This is a genomic window from Desulfobacter latus, assembly GCF_013389365.1.
GTDB classification, from domain to species: Bacteria; Desulfobacterota; Desulfobacteria; order Desulfobacterales; family Desulfobacteraceae; genus Desulfobacter; species Desulfobacter latus.
In genome coordinates this window covers 14328-32655 of the sequence record NZ_JACADJ010000017.1, presented here as the reverse complement: position 1 = coordinate 32655, position 18328 = coordinate 14328, and the positions used below count along the sequence as shown (strand labels likewise).

Annotated in this window: 15 protein-coding genes; 8 read left to right on the top strand and 7 right to left on the bottom strand. The window is 46.8% G+C overall.

Going from position 1 to position 18328, the window contains the following annotated elements:
• Position 1 precedes the first annotated feature (1 nt).
• From ftsA to HXW94_RS07120, 4 genes are all read left to right on the top strand, one after another.
• Positions 2-1228: a cell division protein FtsA gene (gene ftsA, locus HXW94_RS07135; protein WP_178366206.1), complete on the top strand. Its 1227-nt coding sequence runs from the start codon at positions 2-4 to the stop codon at positions 1226-1228.
• A 19-nt stretch (positions 1229-1247) separates the two neighbouring features.
• The gene (gene ftsZ / locus HXW94_RS07130) at positions 1248-2558 is read left to right on the top strand and encodes a cell division protein FtsZ (protein ID WP_178366205.1); all 1311 of its coding nucleotides are present in this window, start codon (positions 1248-1250) and stop codon (positions 2556-2558) included.
• 409 nt (positions 2559-2967) lie between these two features.
• Complete coding sequence (locus HXW94_RS07125; protein ID WP_178366204.1) at positions 2968-4959, top strand: methyl-accepting chemotaxis protein; 1992 nt, start codon at positions 2968-2970, stop codon at positions 4957-4959.
• A gap of 232 nt (positions 4960-5191) precedes the next feature.
• Positions 5192-6895, top strand: a complete 1704-nt coding sequence (locus HXW94_RS07120; RefSeq protein ID WP_178366203.1) for a DEAD/DEAH box helicase — start codon at positions 5192-5194, stop codon at positions 6893-6895.
• Positions 6896-6922: 27 nt separating this feature from the next.
• On the opposite strand, the gene HXW94_RS07115 is transcribed toward HXW94_RS07120, so the two are convergent.
• Positions 6923-7126, bottom strand: a complete 204-nt coding sequence (locus HXW94_RS07115; protein ID WP_343054561.1) for a P-loop NTPase — start codon at positions 7124-7126, stop codon at positions 6923-6925.
• A 122-nt stretch (positions 7127-7248) separates the two neighbouring features.
• Here HXW94_RS07115 and HXW94_RS07110 point away from each other — a divergent pair, with 122 nt between their 5' ends.
• Positions 7249-9975: a cache domain-containing protein gene (locus tag HXW94_RS07110; RefSeq protein WP_178366202.1), complete on the top strand. Its 2727-nt coding sequence runs from the start codon at positions 7249-7251 to the stop codon at positions 9973-9975.
• Between the two features lie 54 nt (positions 9976-10029).
• On the opposite strand, the gene HXW94_RS07105 is transcribed toward HXW94_RS07110, so the two are convergent.
• From HXW94_RS07105 to HXW94_RS07090, 4 genes are read right to left on the bottom strand one after another with little or no spacing between them, the layout of a single operon-like run.
• Complete coding sequence (locus HXW94_RS07105; RefSeq protein WP_178366201.1) at positions 10030-11181, bottom strand: alpha-hydroxy-acid oxidizing protein; 1152 nt, start codon at positions 11179-11181, stop codon at positions 10030-10032.
• Positions 11182-11235: 54 nt separating this feature from the next.
• Positions 11236-11982, bottom strand: coding sequence for an AAA family ATPase (locus HXW94_RS07100; protein WP_178366200.1), 747 nt, complete (start codon positions 11980-11982; stop codon positions 11236-11238).
• Positions 11983-11997: 15 nt separating this feature from the next.
• On the bottom strand, positions 11998-13542 hold the full coding sequence (locus HXW94_RS07095; protein WP_178366199.1) for a CHAD domain-containing protein: 1545 nt from the start codon (positions 13540-13542) through the stop codon (positions 11998-12000).
• A complete protein-coding gene (locus HXW94_RS07090; protein ID WP_178366198.1) occupies positions 13539-13700 on the bottom strand; it encodes a CopG family transcriptional regulator in 162 nt (53 codons plus the stop codon). The genes HXW94_RS07095 and HXW94_RS07090 overlap by 4 nt, the downstream gene beginning before the upstream one ends.
• Positions 13701-13779: 79 nt before the next feature.
• On the opposite strand from HXW94_RS07090, the gene HXW94_RS07085 reads away from it, so the two are divergent.
• Complete coding sequence (locus HXW94_RS07085; protein WP_246293780.1) at positions 13780-14751, top strand: Ppx/GppA phosphatase family protein; 972 nt, start codon at positions 13780-13782, stop codon at positions 14749-14751.
• A gap of 198 nt (positions 14752-14949) precedes the next feature.
• Here the strand turns inward: HXW94_RS07085 and HXW94_RS07080 are convergent, their stop codons facing one another.
• Positions 14950-15261: an IscA/HesB family protein gene (locus HXW94_RS07080; protein ID WP_178366197.1), complete on the bottom strand. Its 312-nt coding sequence runs from the start codon at positions 15259-15261 to the stop codon at positions 14950-14952.
• 114 nt (positions 15262-15375) lie between these two features.
• Positions 15376-15516: a type II toxin-antitoxin system Phd/YefM family antitoxin gene (locus HXW94_RS07075; RefSeq protein WP_425484214.1), complete on the bottom strand. Its 141-nt coding sequence runs from the start codon at positions 15514-15516 to the stop codon at positions 15376-15378.
• A gap of 302 nt (positions 15517-15818) precedes the next feature.
• Between HXW94_RS07075 and HXW94_RS07070 the strand changes: the two genes are divergently transcribed.
• Together HXW94_RS07070 and HXW94_RS07065 are read left to right on the top strand one after the other, a co-directional pair.
• Complete coding sequence (locus HXW94_RS07070; protein WP_178366196.1) at positions 15819-17582, top strand: aldehyde ferredoxin oxidoreductase family protein; 1764 nt, start codon at positions 15819-15821, stop codon at positions 17580-17582.
• A 216-nt stretch (positions 17583-17798) separates the two neighbouring features.
• Positions 17799-18251, top strand: a complete 453-nt coding sequence (locus tag HXW94_RS07065; RefSeq protein ID WP_218576607.1) for an RRXRR domain-containing protein — start codon at positions 17799-17801, stop codon at positions 18249-18251.
• Positions 18252-18328: the final 77 nt, after the last annotated feature.

Genomic DNA, 18328 nt, shown 5'->3' with positions numbered 1-18328 from the left:
CTTGCAGGGAAACGAAAATTTACTGGTGGGACTTGACATTGGTACCACCAAAATCTGCGCAGTCGTGGGTGAAATGCTTGGTGATGAGATTAACATCATCGGTGTGGGCTCCCACCCCTCCACAGGACTTCGCAAGGGCTCGGTCGTCAACATAGAGTCTACGGTGGATTCCATTAAAAAAGCTGTGGAGGAAGCCGAACTCATGGCAGACTGCAATATATCTTCTGTTTATGTGGGCATTGCAGGCAACCACATCAAAGGGTTCAACAGCCATGGCATCATTGCCATCAAAGGCCGGGAAATTACCGAGATGGATGTGGATCGAGTTATTGACGCGGCCAAGGCGGTTGCCATCCCCCCGGACAGGGAAATTCTGCATGTGATTTCCCAGGAGTTTATTGTAGATGAAATGACATCCATCCAGAACCCCGTAGGCATGACTGCCGTGCGCCTGGAAGCCAAGATTCATATCATCACAGGCGCGATATCTGCAGCACGCAACATTATCAAGTGCTGTCACAAGGCAGGGCTTGAGGTCTGCGACATTGCACTTGAATCCCTGGCCTCGGGCTATGCCGTTCTCACCAATGAAGAAAAGGAACTTGGCTGCATCCTGGCCGATATGGGCGGCGGGACCACAGACCTGGCGCTGTTCAAAGACAACAATCTGAAATTCATTCACGAACTTACCGTGGGCGGTCATAACCTGACCAACGATATTTCCATAGGGCTTCGTACCCCCCTGCCCGAAGCGGAAAAGATCAAGAAAGCACACGGTACCTGCATACCGCAAAACGTCAAGGCCCATGATGTCATTGAGGTGCCGGCGGTGGGGGGCAGGGCGCCCAAGCGTCTGCCCAAGGGCATTCTTGCTGAAATCCTGGAACCCCGGGTGGAGGAAATCTTTTCCCTGCTGAAACAGGAGCTGTTTTCCAACGGACTTGAAAACAGTTTTCCGGCCGGATTTATACTCACCGGCGGCAGCGTTGTCATGGACGGCATTGCGGAAATGGCGGAATCCGTATTCAGCGTCCCCGTTCGTATCGGTGAAGCCGACCGTATCGGCGGACTCAAAGATATCGTCAAAAACCCTGCATACGCCACAGGCGTTGGATTGATCATTTTCGGATCAAAAACAAGCTGCCGTATCCAGGAGGTCAAGTCCGATTCCCATGGACTGCAAACGATTTTAAATAAAATGAAACAATGGTTCAAAAATATTATTTAAATGCTTAAAAGAGGTGGATATGACTTTTTCTTATGTAGAGAACAACGACAACAAGAAGGCTAAAATTAAGGTCATCGGTGTCGGCGGGGCCGGCGGAAACGCGGTCAACAACATGATTGACGCCAAGCTGCAGGGGGTTAAATTTATTGTGGCCAACACCGATGTCCAGGCCCTGGAACATTCCAGGGCAGAAGTGAAAATCCAATTAGGCGCCCAGCTTACCGAAGGGCTTGGGGCCGGTTCAGATCCAAGTGTGGGTCGAGATGCCGCCTTGGAAAGCATGGAGGACCTTCGTGAATCCCTTACAGACAGCCACATGGTCTTTATTACCGCCGGGTTCGGCGGTGGTACCGGCACAGGAGCAGCACCGGTAATTGCAGAAATATGCAAGGATCTTGACATTCTTACCGTAGTGGTTGCATCCAAACCCTTTTCCTTTGAGGGCAAAAAACGGGAAAAAATAGCCTTGGACGGCTTCGCAAAACTGCAGGAAATTACGGATACCGTCATCACTATTCCCAATGACCGCCTGCGCGGCATTGCCGGCAAAGGGGCCCGAATGAAGGACATGTACATCAAAGCCGACGAAATTTTGCACCACTCCGTTAAAGGCATCACGGATTTGATCATGGTGCCCGGCTACATTAACCTGGACTTTGCCGATGTAAAGAGGACCATGAAGAAATCAGGCAAAGCATTAATGGGCATCGGTATTGCCTCTGGGGAAAACCGGGCCACGGAAGCAGCGGAACGGGCCATTTCCCATCCGCTGCTGGAAGATATCTCCGTGTCCGGTGCCAAGGGCGTACTAATGAATATCACATCAACTTCAGATATTACCATCGAGGAAACGACAGAAGCCAGTGACCGCATCGCCCAGGAGGTAGGTGACGAAGCCGCAATCATCTGGGGCCAGAGCTTTGACGAAGAGCTTGGGGATGAAATCCGCATCACCGTCATTGCCACAGGTATCGGTATGGAAGAACCGGCGTTTAGTGAAAATATGCGCAGATTTGACCTCCAAACCGCCCAGGCCTATACACAGCCCCAGCAGACGAATATGGCCAACGGGACATATGGGACCCAGGCCTATGCTCATACCGCACCAGACATGGGACAGTCAACAACACCTGCCGGCAGCCAGAGATCCATTGCCAGAGGGGTTGTAAGGGACGCCACAAAAGAAGATATGGACAACTGGGATGAACCGGTGCGTGTTGTTCGCCACAAACGCGTGGTGGGAGATGACAACCAGGCCCAGGACTACGGCATGAACATTGATAATGACGATCTGGAGATCCCCACTTTTTTAAGACGTAAGGCTGATTAGTTAAAAAAAAACATATCCCGTCAACACCCCCTCGGCTGAAGACCGAGGGGTTTGTGGGCAAACCGCAAGCCCGGTTGGTTAGCCTCAGCCCTGCGTTATTGGTAAGCGGGGCTACGTTACCGCAGAATACATAGGTACTTCGAGATACAGATCCGACCAATCATCCACACGTCCCAAACGTTACGGTCAGTGTTTAAACATCTGCTGATTATAACGGATTTGGGGGAGGAGGCCATTGATTCGGCCTTCTGGTATTTCCTTATTTTTCGGGCTTCTTGAGTATTGAACATGAATTATCTGTCCTGTTTTGGGTTATAATTTAAGTATAAGATATAAATCTTTTAGCAATGAGTTCAAATAGTTAAGCACCCACCAAAAAAAATCGTTATAACCAGAAAAAGGATTTGGTATGAAAAATAAAACTGCAAGTGTTCAAAAAAAATTTATCCTGCCGATTATTATAGTTGCGATTATTATTCTTGTAATCTCTTTTCTTGTTTTCAAATCAATTCAAAAAAATCAAATTAACACATTGCTTGAAACGACTGCAAAAGAGCTGACCCTGAAAAATCAACTATCTCTTGATAAAAAATCAGATGTTTGGCTTACCAATGCTTTACAGATGGCTATTAATGAAACTATTGTTAATGGTTTGGCAGCACAGGACAGGGAGATAATCCATAGTTTTATCGGCAATATCAATAAAACGTTTAAAGATAATACCAGCTTTAAAAATGTTAATGTTCATGTCATTAACAAAGATCTTGTCTCTTTCTTTAAATCCTGGGCGCCTGACAACTATGGGGAGTCACTGATTTACAGTGATGTTTATAAAACGGTTTTACAAACAGACAAACCTGTTGTCTCTATAGAAGAGTCACCCAAAGGGCTCAGGCTCAAAGGCGTTTACCCAGTCAAAAAGGATGAAACCGTTCTTGGGATGATCAATTTTGAAGGTGGGATAAACAGCATGGCTAAGGCATTTAAGGAAGAACACATTGATTTTCTGTATTTTCTGAGTCCGGAATACAAGCAGTTTTTCAAAAAGGATAAGAAAATCAAAGATGGATATATGTTATCCAGCAAATCCTATATTGACAAAAATTTCCTTAACTATGTGATGAGCGAAGAATACGATTTATCTAAAGGGATTCAAGACGGCTATACGTTTGACAACCAGTATTTCACAGCCCCTGTAATTCTTAAAGACTTTAAGGGTCATGAGATCGGCTGTGCGCTTCTTGCTTATCAGGCGGAATTTATCAATAATCTGATCAAAACCAGCGCCCAATTGATTAAATTCTCTAACTATTTTCTCATTGGTACGGTTCTTATCATTCTTTTGATTGTTTATATTTCTCTCAAAATCTACATTATAAAACCGCTTGCAGGGGCAGTGGTTTTTGCACAGAATGTGGCCCAAAAAGATTTGACCCAGAAAATAGACATCAATAGAAAAGATGAGATCGGAAACCTGATCAACTCATTGAATATGATGGCAAAAAATTTACAAATGATGTTTGCTGAGATCATAACAGGGGCGCAAACCCTGACGGCCTCTTCCACAGAACTTTCAGCTATTTCTGAACAGATGTCTGCGCATTCCGGACAAACCAGCGAAAAAGCAAACCATGTATCTGCATCCGCAGAAGAAATGTCCGTCAATATGAATAATGTAGCGGCTGCAACAGAACAGGCTGCGTCCAACATCGATATGGTTGTTGCAGCAGCGGAGGAGATGGCCGCTACAATAAATGAAATCGCGGGCAACACATCAATAAGTAATGAAACAACACACAAGGCGGTTAAGGCAACTGAGGAAGTGGCTCAAAAAGTAGACAAGCTTGGAAAAAGCACCTCTGAGATAAGTCAGGTAACAGAGACCATTGCAGCTATTTCAGAACAGACAAATCTGCTTGCACTGAATGCAACCATCGAAGCAGCCAGGGCAGGTGAGGCGGGAAAAGGGTTTGCTGTTGTCGCAAATGAGATTAAAGCCCTTGCCCAACAGACTGCAGAAGCAACACAGGAAATAAGCGGTAAAATAGGTGCCGTCCAGGCAACAACAACAGAATCCGTTTCTGCAATTAACGCCATTGTCTTAATCATTAATGAAATTAATGAAATTGTCGCCACTGTTGCCGCTGCAGTTGAAGAACAGTCTACCACAACCAAGGAAATTGCAAATAATGTCTCCCAGGCTGCTTTGGGCGTACAGGAAATCAATAAGAACGCGAGTCAGACATCAGCTGTGGCAGCCCAGGTAACAAGTGATATTACCGAGGTCAGTCAGGCCGCCGGAAAAATGAACAACGAAAGCAGGCAGGTAAAAACCAGTGCTGCGGCGTTGTCAAAACTTGCTGAACATTTGAACAAAATGATGGGAGAATTCAAGATATAAACTGGATATTTGATACAAGCACTTTTTACGTCTAAAGCGCCTGTATGTTGTGGGTAAATGGTACACAAAAATACTATATGTGCTATCCAAATTCCTTATGGCAAATATCCAGAGATATAAATAAACAGCTTGCATTTTCTAAAAATTTCGTATATTTAAAGCTGTTTTGTTGTGAATTAATATTGATATACAAAGGCTGGCTGTGCCGGCCTTTTTGCTTTTAAGGAAAATCATGCCCCATAAAAATTTAGAGCAGGCCGGGTTCGGCGAAATGAACTTGAGCCCGGATGTGTTTGCGGCTTTGCAGACCGTTGGTTATGAAACCCCGACACCGATCCAGACCATGACCATTCCCCGTATGATCGAAGGTAAAGACCTGTTAGGTCAAGCCAGGACCGGGACCGGAAAAACAGCGGCGTTTGCACTGCCGCTGCTTTCACGGATCAATCTTAAGAACAGGCGGCCCCAGGTTCTCGTGGTTACGCCGACCCGGGAACTTGCCATCCAGGTGGCTCAGTCCTTCAATGACTATGGCGTAAACATGAAAGGCCTTAACGTTCTGGCGGTATACGGCGGCCAAAGCTACGGTGTTCAGTTAAACCAGTTAAAACGGGGCGTTCATGTGGTTGTGGGCACACCAGGCCGTCTCATGGACCATATGCGGCGTAAAACCGTCTGTCTTGACGATCTTACCGGGCTGGTGCTGGATGAAGCGGACGAAATGCTGCAGATGGGATTTATTGATGATGTTGAATGGATTCTATCCCAAATACCCCAGCCGACCCCAATCGCACTTTTTTCCGCCACCATGCCGGCACCTATTCAAAAAATTGCAGGGAAATATCTTAAAAACCCTGAAAAAATTATTATCCGGCATGATTCAGATGTCACCAGCACCATTCATCAAAAATTCTGGCTGGTAAAACATGTGAAAAAAAGTCATGCCCTGGTCCGGATACTCGAAGCCGCCTCCCATGATGGCGTCATCGTATTTACCAGGACCCGGAATGACACAGTGGGCCTGACAAAAATTCTGGAAGAAAAAGGATTCAAAGCAGAAGCCCTGAACGGAGATATTGCCCAGGCAGCCCGGGAACGGACGGTGAACCGGTTGAAAAACGGGCACATTGATATTCTCGTGGCCACGGATGTGGCGGCAAGGGGACTTGATGTAGACCGGATTTCCCACGTCATTAACTACGATATGCCCGCTAAAATCGAACCCTATATTCACAGAATCGGGAGAACCGGCCGGGCTGGACGCACCGGTGAAGCCATTTTATTTGTCCAGCCTAAAGAAAAATGGATGTTAAAACGCATCGAAAAAGCCACCCGTCGGAAGGTTGAAGAACTGGCTCTCCCCTCCAACAGGGAAATCAATGAAAAACGGGTGGATGATTTTAAAGGTAAAATTGCTCAAACCATCGGCACCGAAGATTTAAGCACTTTTATGGATCTGGTGGAAGCCACCGCAAAGGAACAGGATGTATCGATTGCCCAGGTGGCTGCAGCCCTGGCAAAAATGCATCAGGGCAGCACACCGTTTCTGCTTAAGGAGACGGCTGACAAACCTGCTGTTAAAAAAACAGCTGAAAAGACGGCTAAAAAATCCGAAAAAAAAGCCAAGGCACCCGTTACATCAAAGCAAAATCAGACATCTGCCCGGCTTAACCCCAATAAAATTGCGCCGACTAAAAAAGGGATGGAACGATATCGCATTGAAGTGGGTTACAAGCATGGCCTTAAACCCGGCGATGTTGTCGGCGCCATTTCAAATGAATCCGGTCTGGAAAGCAGTTTTATTGGTGCCATCAATATTGACTATGATTATTCTCTGGTGGATCTGCCCTTTGGCATGCCTAAAAACATCTTTAATCTGCTGAAAAGAACCTGGATCAGATCCCAGAAGATGTCAATTTCAAAATATGCTTGCTAAGGAATGGGTCTTATAATGCCATGACCATTATGACCGGTTCCGGCGGACCACTTCTTCCGCCAGGGTGTGGAATGCCTTGGTCACAGGGGAAGACAGCTTTTCCGCCTGCATGGAACGACCGGCATCGCCCAGGGCAACCAATGCCGGATCCAAAGGAATATTACCCAGGTACTTGATGCCCTGCTCTTCGGCTGTACGCCGGCCGCCGCCTGTGCCGAAAATATGTACTATTGACTGATTTTGTTCATTCAGCTATTAAAATGGCATACCTAGACCATTACGCATAATGTACCCCTGATGCCAAATCATTACCATTTGTTGGTGAAATGTTTTGGTAAATGGAAATAGCTGCCATGATGAAAACTAGAATTTCCAACATTTCACTAATTACAGCACTTACAATCGCATCCGTATTTTCCGGGGTCATTCTGTGGGATATGCATAGCATTTTTACGCAATTCAGCCAAAAAAATAAGGAAGGGCTTCGAACTTTTTATATTGATCAGCAAAAAAAACTTATCAAAAACGAAGTTGAACGGCTGACCAAACGCATATCCGCCACAAAGAACGCTATCATCAAAGCGGCCAAGCAGAATCTTAAAGACCAGGTCCATTCGGCGGAAGATTTTATTGAAAATGTATACATGACCCATAAAGAGGATCAGTATAAAACACATATAAACAACATGATCACATCTTTTAACTGGGCCAACAAGTCGGGCTATTTTTATATTATATCCGGAGACGGTACTTTCAAGCACCACGGCGGGAGGCCGGAACTGGTCGGCAAAAATATTGATTCCCAGAGAAAAAAGTTCCCTGATTTCATAAAATTTCTTGAAGAGGTAAAAGGCAGCGGATCTGCCATGCAAACTTACATGTACTATAAACCGGGCGAGGGGGATAAACCCTACAAAAAGCTCGGGTATGCCGTATACAACACGGCATTTGATATCATTATCGGCACGGGATACTACATGGAGAGTCTGAATGAACAGGGAAAACAGGAAATCCTGGAATTTATTGCCGGGGACAGGTTCGGCTATGAAAATTATGGCTATTTCTGGATATTTTCAACCGATTATAAAACAATTTTTCACATTGACCCCAATATATATCATACGGATCTGAAAACATTCCGCGGCGCAAACAACAAATTGGTTATCAAAGAGTTTGTTGATATCGCATTATCCAAAGGTAGTGGCTTCAGCACCTACTACTGGGAAATTCCCGGACTGACCATAGCGGCTGAAAAAATATCGTATCTGGTATATATCCCTGACTGGGACTGGATTTTAGGCTCTGGATTTTATTTTGAAAATTTCTATGACCTTGTGGGAACGGTGGAGGAAATAAGCAGTTCACTTCTCAAACATGAGATAATAAAAAACAGCCTGATTATCATCTCTCTTTTTGTCCTTACGCTGATGGTGTCTCTTTTTATTTACAACAGAATCCGAAAAATTGAGTCTGAGCAGAAACAATTTCTCAGTGATCTACTGCAGTACAAAACAGTGATAGACAAAAGCGCAATTGTCAGTATTACTGATCTGAACGGAAATATTATTCATGTGAATGACGAAATGTGTGAGGTCACAGGATTTAATAGAGAAGAGTTAATGAATGCGACTCACAGTCAACTCAGCCATCCGGATAACCCGGCCTCAACCTACCAGGAACTGTGGGCGACCATTACAAAGGGAAAAACCTGGCGTGGGATCTTTAAAAATCTCAAAAAAGACAGGGGATATTTTTTTCAGGAATCGACCATTGTGCCGTTTAAAGATAAAGACGGCAAAGTGATTAAATATATTTCAATCAGCCATGATGTCACCGAAGTGTTTGAAAATAAATCCCAGCTTCAAAAATACCTCAATTATGATTCTTTGACCGCATTGAACAACAGAAACAGTCTGCTGATGGAGATAAAAAAAGCCAAATCAGCAGATCTTGCTATCATTGATATAGACGACTTTCATAAAATAAATGAAACATACGGGATGAAGATCGGCGATGAAGTTCTCAAAATATTTGCTTCAAGGCTTTCGAATCATATACATCTGTACCGCTATTTTATCTACAGGCTTCACTCTGATGTATTTGCCGTATTCTCCACCCAAAGTGATAAAAATCTCTTTATCATTGATGTTGAAACAGCACTTAAGGATATTGTTAAAGAGACCTTCATTATCGAGAACAAGGAGTTAATGATCAGTGTCATCACAGGTTATGCGCATGGCTCAGGCAATATTATGGCCCATGCAGATGCGGCATTGCAGTTTGCAAAAGCAAACAATATCGATCATTATGCCTACGATCCTTTAAAAGTGGATAACAGCAAGATATATGAGCAAAATATCCGGGTTGTAAAAATGCTCAACAGTGCCATTGATGAAGACCGGGTCGTGCCGTTTTTCCAACCGATCACAGGTGCCGGCAGACCAAAATTTGAAAGCCTGATGCGTATCAAGGACACGGATGGCGGCATAATTGCCCCGGAACAGTTCCTTGATATCAGCAAACAGACCCGGTTTTATCCGGCATTGACCAAAATCATGGTAAAAAAGACCATAGACACATTTATCGACGATGACAGTAGATTCAGTATCAATATTTCGATGGAGGATATCCAGAACAGCGAGACCATGGCCTTTATTTATGACTATGCGGTTAATAAAAACATCATGTCACGCATGATACTTGAACTTGTGGAGTCGGAAAGCCTGACCTCCTTCGCCGGTGCAACAGAGATTATTTACAAATTTAAAAATGCCGGCGCAAAAATTGCCATTGATGATTTTGGTACAGGATACTCCAACTTTGATTATCTGCTGAAAATCAAAGCAGATTATATCAAAATTGACGGCAGTATCATCAAATTGATCACCAAAGATGAGCGGGCCGTTGATGTTGTTAACTCTATTGTCTCTTATGCAAACAAACTTCAGATGAAAACCATCGCAGAGTTCATCTCCAGTGAGTCGCTTTCAGCTAAAACAAAATCCCTTGGGGTTAATTATCAACAAGGATTTTACCATGGCAAACCCGAGCCAGTCCCTGATAAAACAATTTTATTTTAATCTGTTTTAAGGGCCTGTTTAAACACCATCCATCAGGACGTTCCTGATATTTGCTCAGCACAAAATGGATGAATCAATTTCGGCGATGGTGCTGACCCCGGTCATAAACATGGCTTTTTTCAATATCTTGCGAACGTGTTCCATGTGTATTCCGACGCCCAGGGAACCTGCACCTAGGGCGGCCCGGATCACATCCCTGCCCAGAAGAACGAAATCAGCGCCCAGAGCCAGCATCTTAAGCACATCATAGCCGGTCCTGACCCCACCATCTGCCGTGATGGTGACCTGGCCTTTAAGCTGCTTGGCAATATCCGGAAGCACCTCTGCCACTCCCGGCGTTGCATCAAGCACCCGGCCGCCATGATTTGACACCCCCACCACCTTGACACCGGCATCCGCACAGCTTAAGGCATCCTCCACCGTCATAATCCCTTTGGCAATAAAGGGCAGCGACGTGGCCCGGACCAGTTCTTTGATATCTTTAACGCTTTTACGGAATACCGCCTGCTTATGCCGGGCCATAATGGTAGACCCGCATCCGTCAAGATCCACACCAAGCGCAGGGCATCCCAGTTCTTCGGCCATGATAAAAAGCCGTTTGAGGACATCCTGGGATCTGGGTTTGAAGATGGGAACCGCCGGTACACCTTCTTTTTTTATGGCGCTGAGTGCGGGGTTATCATCCGGGGTATAAAAAAACGTATCCCCCCGCCAGCCTATGGTACCGGCATCTCTACAGCCCCGGATCACAGCCCTGCAAAAATCTTCTTCACTGATGGCATTGTTGTAGCGCTCAGCACCTGCCGTGGAAGCTGCCATGACCGGAAAATCCAACGTTGTGTCTAAAAATGTGCAAGAGGTGTCAGGTTCGGTATGTTCCCCCACCACCCTTAACTTAAGGCGCAGCGTCTCAAGGCATGCAACATTTGCTCGAAAGGAGAAGCCTGCACCGGCACCGCCGAATCCAATGGGTTTGCCATAGGCCTCTTTCTGGCAGATCTTATCAAAATTGCCGTCACAGGCGGGGTAGGCCGCACAAACCCCTTTAAGATTTTTTCTTGCCCTGTCCCGAACCGCTTCAAGGGTTTGGGGAACGGTTTCCTTATCAAGAATAACGCGGTTGTCAGCCCCGCAACTGCTGCACTGTTCAGGCTGTTCCTCCTGGTCCATAGTCGTAGAGCACATGGTGCATTGCCAGATCGTCATATCAAATGATGTCTCCTGTGTCACTAAGTGTTACATCAATTTTTTCCCCAGTCCCTAATGCACAAACAATCTCTGAACCTCCTGCCACAATTGTGCGTAGGCTGCCACCGCCTCTTCCTTTTCGCCATAGGACAGGGCCGGAGCTCTGTGGATGCCCATGCGCTCGATATGTGTGGAAAAAGGTATCCAGGTGTTCAGCACCTGTTTATTCCCGGTCCGAATCGCTTCCATGGTCTCAAGGTGCAAGGACTTACTCTGCTGGACCATGGAAAAAAACGGGAAGATCTTGGATGCCTGATACCCCTGTTCTTTGAAAAATTCGTACAGTTGTTTAAGGGTTCTTTGGGAGAGGGTGGTGGGGATCACCGGTACGACAATACCGTCGGCCACCTTAAAAACATTTTCCGAAAGCAGTGAAATATTGGGGGGGCAGTCCAGGAGAATCATGTCATATTCGCCATCAACCGGCTTCAACGCTTTATTCAGCCTGGAGCGACTCTTTTTCATTCGGGACAGAAAAATATCAAAATCCCTGAAACTTATGTTGGCCGGTAAAAGATCCAGATTATGAAAATCAGTTTCTCTGATGGCATTTGCAAATTTTTTCGTACCTTCAAAAAAAATATTACTTTTCAATTTTTCGGATGGCTTCACCCGAAAATAAAACCCCGAGGCCCCCTGGGGATCAAGGTCGCACAAAAGTGTCCGGTTGCCGCTTAACGCACTGGCATACGCCAGGTTGACCGAGGCTGCGGTTTTTCCCACACCGCCTTTGTTGGAATAACAAGCTATAAGTTTCACGAAAATAATATCTCCTTATGAATCAACCTGGGTATTGGCTTGTTTCGTCGCTGTGTTTTTTAAATCAAACAGGGCATTAAACGCATCCTGTGTCTCCGGACTGTAAAACCGGGACAGATTTTCAATAATCAGCCGGCGTTCTTCCAGCTGTTTGCGATAAAGCATGGCCGTCAACGCCCCGATGCTTTCGGCCAGGGCCTTGGCATTGGGCGCGGTGTCCGGGTAACGGTCAAGGCACTGGGCCAGGGTGGCCTGCTGGACAGACTGGTCATTGAAACTTCCCAGATGCGCCTGCAATCCTTTAAGGGTTTTAAGCAGGGATTTTACCTGTTTGACGTCAAATAAAGGCTGGGCCGATTCAATCAGGTACCGCAATTTTTTGCACTGGATGCGCAGTTCATGAATGGTCTCATCCGGGGTTTTATCGGTTATACTCCCGGCAAGCGTACACACCTTTTTATATCGCTTCAAAACCAGATCTGCTGCAAACGCCTTGGACGGGGCATCGGCCTTGGGGCCTTTGGGCAAGTCTTTGGGATTTTCAAATAATTTTTGAATGGATTTTATTTGTTTTTTGTAGGCCTTGGATTCAAGCATGGTCTTAACTTTTTCAAAGGCCTCATCCCGCTCCTGTTGCAATAGTTCAAAAAGAACCCCAAGACCCGGGTGGGCCTGGGGCGGCACCAGGGCAAAATAATCGTCCTTGGATAAGAGATAAACATCCCGGTCCCGCATCAGGTTGGTATCCTGCATAATATCCCTGAAATCCTGCTTCAACCGGTCGAGGGTTTCAGTGGCCACCACGCCTTTGAACAGGGTGAGTACGGAACGTACTTTGCGCAGACTGACCCGCCACTGGTGAAGAAACTCAGTGTCCAAATCATTGATCAGTCCGGGTTCGTTGCGCCGTGTTACCTGCAAAAATGCCTGAACAATCGTACAGAGGCTTTTCCTGGCAGGGTCATTTTCAGACAAGCGAATAACCGGCTTGGATGTATAATCTGAAACCTTCAGTTTAAGCACCTCTGCCGGAAGCTCAGATTTTTCCATTTTTTTCAAAATATCGCATATCAGCGCATGGCTGTCCTTGTAACCACGCATGGGACGAGTCCGTAGCCAGGACCAGGTATTTCCCCCACGGCTCAAACTGACCGTTTCAACGCGGCAGCAGGTTTTTTGCTCGTCATCCAAAAGACTGAATATATCCCGAACAATGCTCACTTGAGCTTCCGGTATAAACGCCCGCAAAGGCGACAGATCCAATAACAGATCCCTGACAGGCCCCTGGGGAAGATCCCGGGCAAACTGCCATTCGGATTCCGGCGCAGCCTGTGCGATTACATCTCCTGACCAGCAGATCGTGACCAGATCGGATGCCGTCTGGATTAAAAGGGCGTCTGACTTGTGAACCGCCGCATCAAAGGTATCCAGAACGGTCCCCGCTTCGGGCTCACATGCATTGCCTGCCAGGGTCATGTTTGCATCTTTTAGTATGGTATTGATTTTTTTGACATTAATGCCGGCCGACAGCATAAACGTTTGTGAAGCAGGAAGATTCATTGTTTTGATTTTTCCTTGTTCTTTTCAATGTATTCATAGATCAAGTTTTCAATAATGGCCTGAACGCTGGTTTCTTTTTCAATGGCAAGAATTTTAAGCACCTTGAGTACCTTTTTTTCAAGCCTTAGGGACGTATTCACCTTTTTGGGTTTTACCATGTTAGATCCTTGTTAGTCCTTGTTTCACCCCTTGATATAATGACGTCATTAAATTAAGATGTCAACCATTATGGATTCAATGACAAGATACGCCGCCATCGACATCGGTTCAAATGCCGTCCGCCTGCTTTTAGCCATGGTATCGGAAGAAGAGTTCGGACTTCGGGTAAAAAAAATTTCCTGGATGCGTATGCCCATCCGCCTGGGTGAAGATGCCTTTTTACAGGGTGCGATCTCGGATGAACGGGCTTGCAAACTGACAAAAACCATGGGCGGTTTTGCAAACCTTATTAATGCATACCAGCCTGTGGCGCTCAAGGCCTGTGCCACTTCGGCCATGAGAACTGCCCATAACGGCCGGCAGATATGCCGCACAATCAGGGAACAAACCGGTATAAACATTGAAATTATTAACGGCAGACAGGAAGCCCGCTACCTTTTTCAGAATCGCCATAAAATAATGACATCATCAGAAAAAGCAGCATTGTTTATCGATGTGGGGGGCGGGAGTACGGAAATCACGTTGTTCTGTGACGGCAGGGTCCAGGCCAGTCGTTCCTTCAATATAGGCACCATCCGTCTGCTCAACAACCGCGCCCGGCAGCAGGACTGGGATCTTATGAAATCCTGGTTAAAAACAATTACCCGGGGACACAAGTCTGTGGAGGCCATTGGCAGTGGTGGTAACATCAACAAACTGTTTAAGCTGGCCAAGGGTCGTCCCGGGACATGGGTGACGCGAAAAAAAATAAAAAAAATACGAAACGAACTGGCCGATTATGGACTGGAAGAACGGATGAGACGCTTTAACTTGAAACCTGACCGGGCAGACGTTATTATTCCGGGTGCACGGATCTACATTAAAGCCATGTCCTGGGGCCGGTGCAAAAAAGTCCATGTCCCCATGCAGGGACTTGCCGACGGCATGGTCCGCGTGTTGCATGACCAGAGAATACAGGCGCCGTCCATGGAAACACACATGTATGCGCCTGCAATTGAACCTGTACAGACTGAGGATATACTCAGAGAACCGAATTACATCCTGGCCTGAAAAACTTAAACTTTTTAAATTAGCGCCCTTTGGGCGGGCTGGTAGGTGCTGGGTAGTGGGTGCTGGGTGCTGGGTACTGGGTGCTGGGTACTGGAAATTCCTATACTATTTAATTAATTCTTGCTTGAACAAAAACCGTGGTTGGACGAAAAGTCCCCCCTGATGCAAGGCGCATCCGGGGGACTTTTTGTTCCAACATTAGCTACAGCATGTGCCGCTACCGCACCCCTTGCACCCGGCAGGTGGTAATAGGCTGGATTCAAGGCGAAAGCCCGTACCTGAAAAATCAACATCCACAGGACTTGCTTTTTCCATCAGATCCTTATCCATGATGTATTCCACACCATCAAAGGTAAACACGGCATCCGTCTCTTTTTTCTCGTCCAAAGCCATGGCAAGACTTGGCCCTGCACATCCGTCTCCATTGAGAAGAATTCTGATGGGTGTAATTTCTTTGCCCTCAAAATAGAGTTTAACCTGTTCCTGTGCCGTCTTGGTAACATTTATCATATTTAAATCTTCCTTTCATTTTTGTTGAGAGTTGAGCCCGAATGATGATGATAATCCAGCCCAACTCATGGCTTTGATAATAAACTTAATCACAAATATAAATAAAACAATTATTCAAAGGTAAAAAGTCTCCATGAAGCTATTGAAAGCTTCCAGTGACATCACAACTGCATCTTCTGAATCACGGCGTGTAATGATAGTATCATCAGCATCTTCAACCACTTGATTCAATACTGTTTTTAGATTATTTCTTATAGCCTGTTTGATAATTAATTTTCAACTATTGGCAAAGTTATTTAGCTGAATTTTTGGGTGAAAGTTGAAAAAAGATTGATAAAATCAGACTCAGTAACCTTGTTTGGACCTTTGTGGCCCCCTATGTGTTCTACCGACTACGAATAATAACTTGATTAACTTGATCAGAATATTAAGATAGCTCGTAATAGTCGGCATTTTCTGTCAGGATATGTACGGCATATAATACATTGGTGAGAGCTGTCCCGGACAAAAAATATTGCTGTAGCAGATAGGTATTTCAAGGGAAAAAGGAGATGAAAATGAAAGGTTTTTTTAATCAAATTCTTTACGTGGATCTGTCTAATCAGACGGCTGAGATTAAGCCTGGGGATCAGGCGGTTTACGAAAACTTTCTGGGCGGCAAGGGGCTTGCCACCTGGCTGCTGACAGAGCTGAACCCGCCGGGTATTGATCCCCTTTCGCCGGAGAACCGGCTGATCTTTGCTACGGGCGCTGTAACGGGCACCGCCACCTGGGGCAGTTCCAGGTACGGGGTCTTTACAAAATCCCCTTTGACCGGTCTTTATGCCGAATCCTATTCCGGGGGCAAGGTCCCTGAAGCCATTGCCGCCACAGGCTTTGACGCCATTGTCATCCACGGCAGGTCAGATGGCCTGACCCTGATGGAAATCACCCCGGAAGGGGCCTTTTTCCACGACGCCCGTCACCTTGCCGGCAAAGACACCTTTGAGACCGAGGCAGCCGTTAAAGCCGGATTCAGCGACAAATATCCCAAAGGCTGGAAAACCGGACTCAGCGTGATCGGCCCTGCTGCTGAGGCCGGGGTCAAATTTTCCATCATTAAAAACGATGGCTGGCGGTGTGCGGGACGGGCCGGCACCGGCACGGTCATGGGTTCAAAAAATCTGAAGGCCATTGTTTTTACCGGCAACAAAAAACGGGAGGTTTTTGATAAAAAAGGACTGACCCAGCTTGCAAAGAGCATGGCTGCCGAGGCCAAGGATCATCCCGTGGTCCAGGCCTACAAATCCATGGGCACCTCCCAGATGGTAAAGATCATGAACAACGCCGGGGCCTTTCCCACCCGGTACTGGACCAAAGGATATGCCCCCCATTGGGAAAAGATATCATCAGATGCCCTGCACAGCCAATGCGACGTCACCCCCCATGCCTGCGCCAAATGCTATCTTTCCTGCGGCCGGATGACAAAAGTCACCCAGGGGGCCCACAAGGGCCTGGTGCTGGAGGGACCGGAGTACGAAACCTTATACACCTTTGGCGGCCTGTGCATGGTAGAGGAGGTGGAAGAGATTGTCCGGCTCAACCATGTCTGCGACAGTCTGGGGATAGACACCATCACTGCCGGCAATCTGGTATCCTTTGCCATGATGGCCCACGAACAGGGAAAATCCGACTATGCCATTCAATTCGGTGACGCCCGGGCCATCGAAGAACTACTAGTCAAAATTGGGACCAATGAAGCGGGCATCGGCCAAACCCTGGCCAAAGGCATTCGTCACGCCGCCGCAGTTTACGGTCTGGAGGACCAGGCCGTTCATGTCAAAGGCATGGAACCGGCAGGCTACGACCCCAGGGTACTCAAGGGCATGGGCCTGGCCTATGCCGCCTCGGACCGGGGTGCCTGCCATCTGCGGGCGACCTTTTACAAGCCGGAACTGTCAGGCATGATTGATCCCAAACAGACAAAAGGCAAGGCAAAACTCTTTATTGACTTTGAAGACAGGCTCACCCTGTTTGACACCATGATCCTGTGCAAGTTCTACCGGGATCTTTACCCCTGGGAACTGCTCGGAGAGATGGTCACGGCGGCAACAGGCATCAACGGATCACAGGAGAACTTGGCCGGCATTGCCCTGAACGTGGCAGCCAAGGCCCGGGAATTCAACCAGAGGGAAGGCATGACCCCGGAAGACGAGACCCTGGCACCGGCTTTTTTCACGCCGCTTAAAGACTCCGGGGCCGCCATAACCAAGGATGAAATGGATTTTATGTTCAATGACTACCAAAAAATCCGGAACTGGAGTCAACTACCCCTCGGCTGAAGACCGAGGGGCCTGAAAAAGCCCCAAAGTTGACCAGTCTAAGTGCTTCGAACACTACGTTAGATCGGAAACAGGTACCCTGGGGTGCTCGCCGGCTCCAGGTTCTACGGCAAGTGGTTAAACAGGTCTAAGGGGTTAAACCGGTGCTGCTTGCGCCAAACCCGGTCATAACATTGACGCGGCAAACATTACCTTGGAAACAAGAGGATTTTTAAATTGAGTGTATTTGTTCTGGATACAAACAAAAAGCCGCAGAATCCGGTGCATCCGGCAAAGGCAAGAGTGCTTTTGACAGAAGGAAAAACCGCGGTTTTCAGACAGTTCCCCTCAAAGAAACCGCGACTGTTGAAACGAATTCAAAAACAGTCCAAAATGCCGCTCAAGGATGCGGGCGCCGTCAACACGACCCGATGGGACTTGTTCCGTACCTTGAAAAAAACCGGACTGCCGGTTGAAACCGGCTCCGGCGGTCTGACAAAATTCAACCGGACGACCATGGGACTTTACAAAACGCATTGGCTCGATGCGGCCTGTGTCGGGACAAGCACACCTGAAAAGATTTTTCAGAGTGCTAAGGTCCGGTGCCTGGGCTACTATCTTAATTATAAGGAGGACGGCAATTCCTCCCCTGAGCTAAAGACTCAGGGGTTTCCTTGCCGCATTTTATGAAATTTGATACTGAAATAAACCGCGGCTCTTTTGGCAGACGTCAACTACCCCTCGGCTGAAGACCGAGGGGCTTGAAA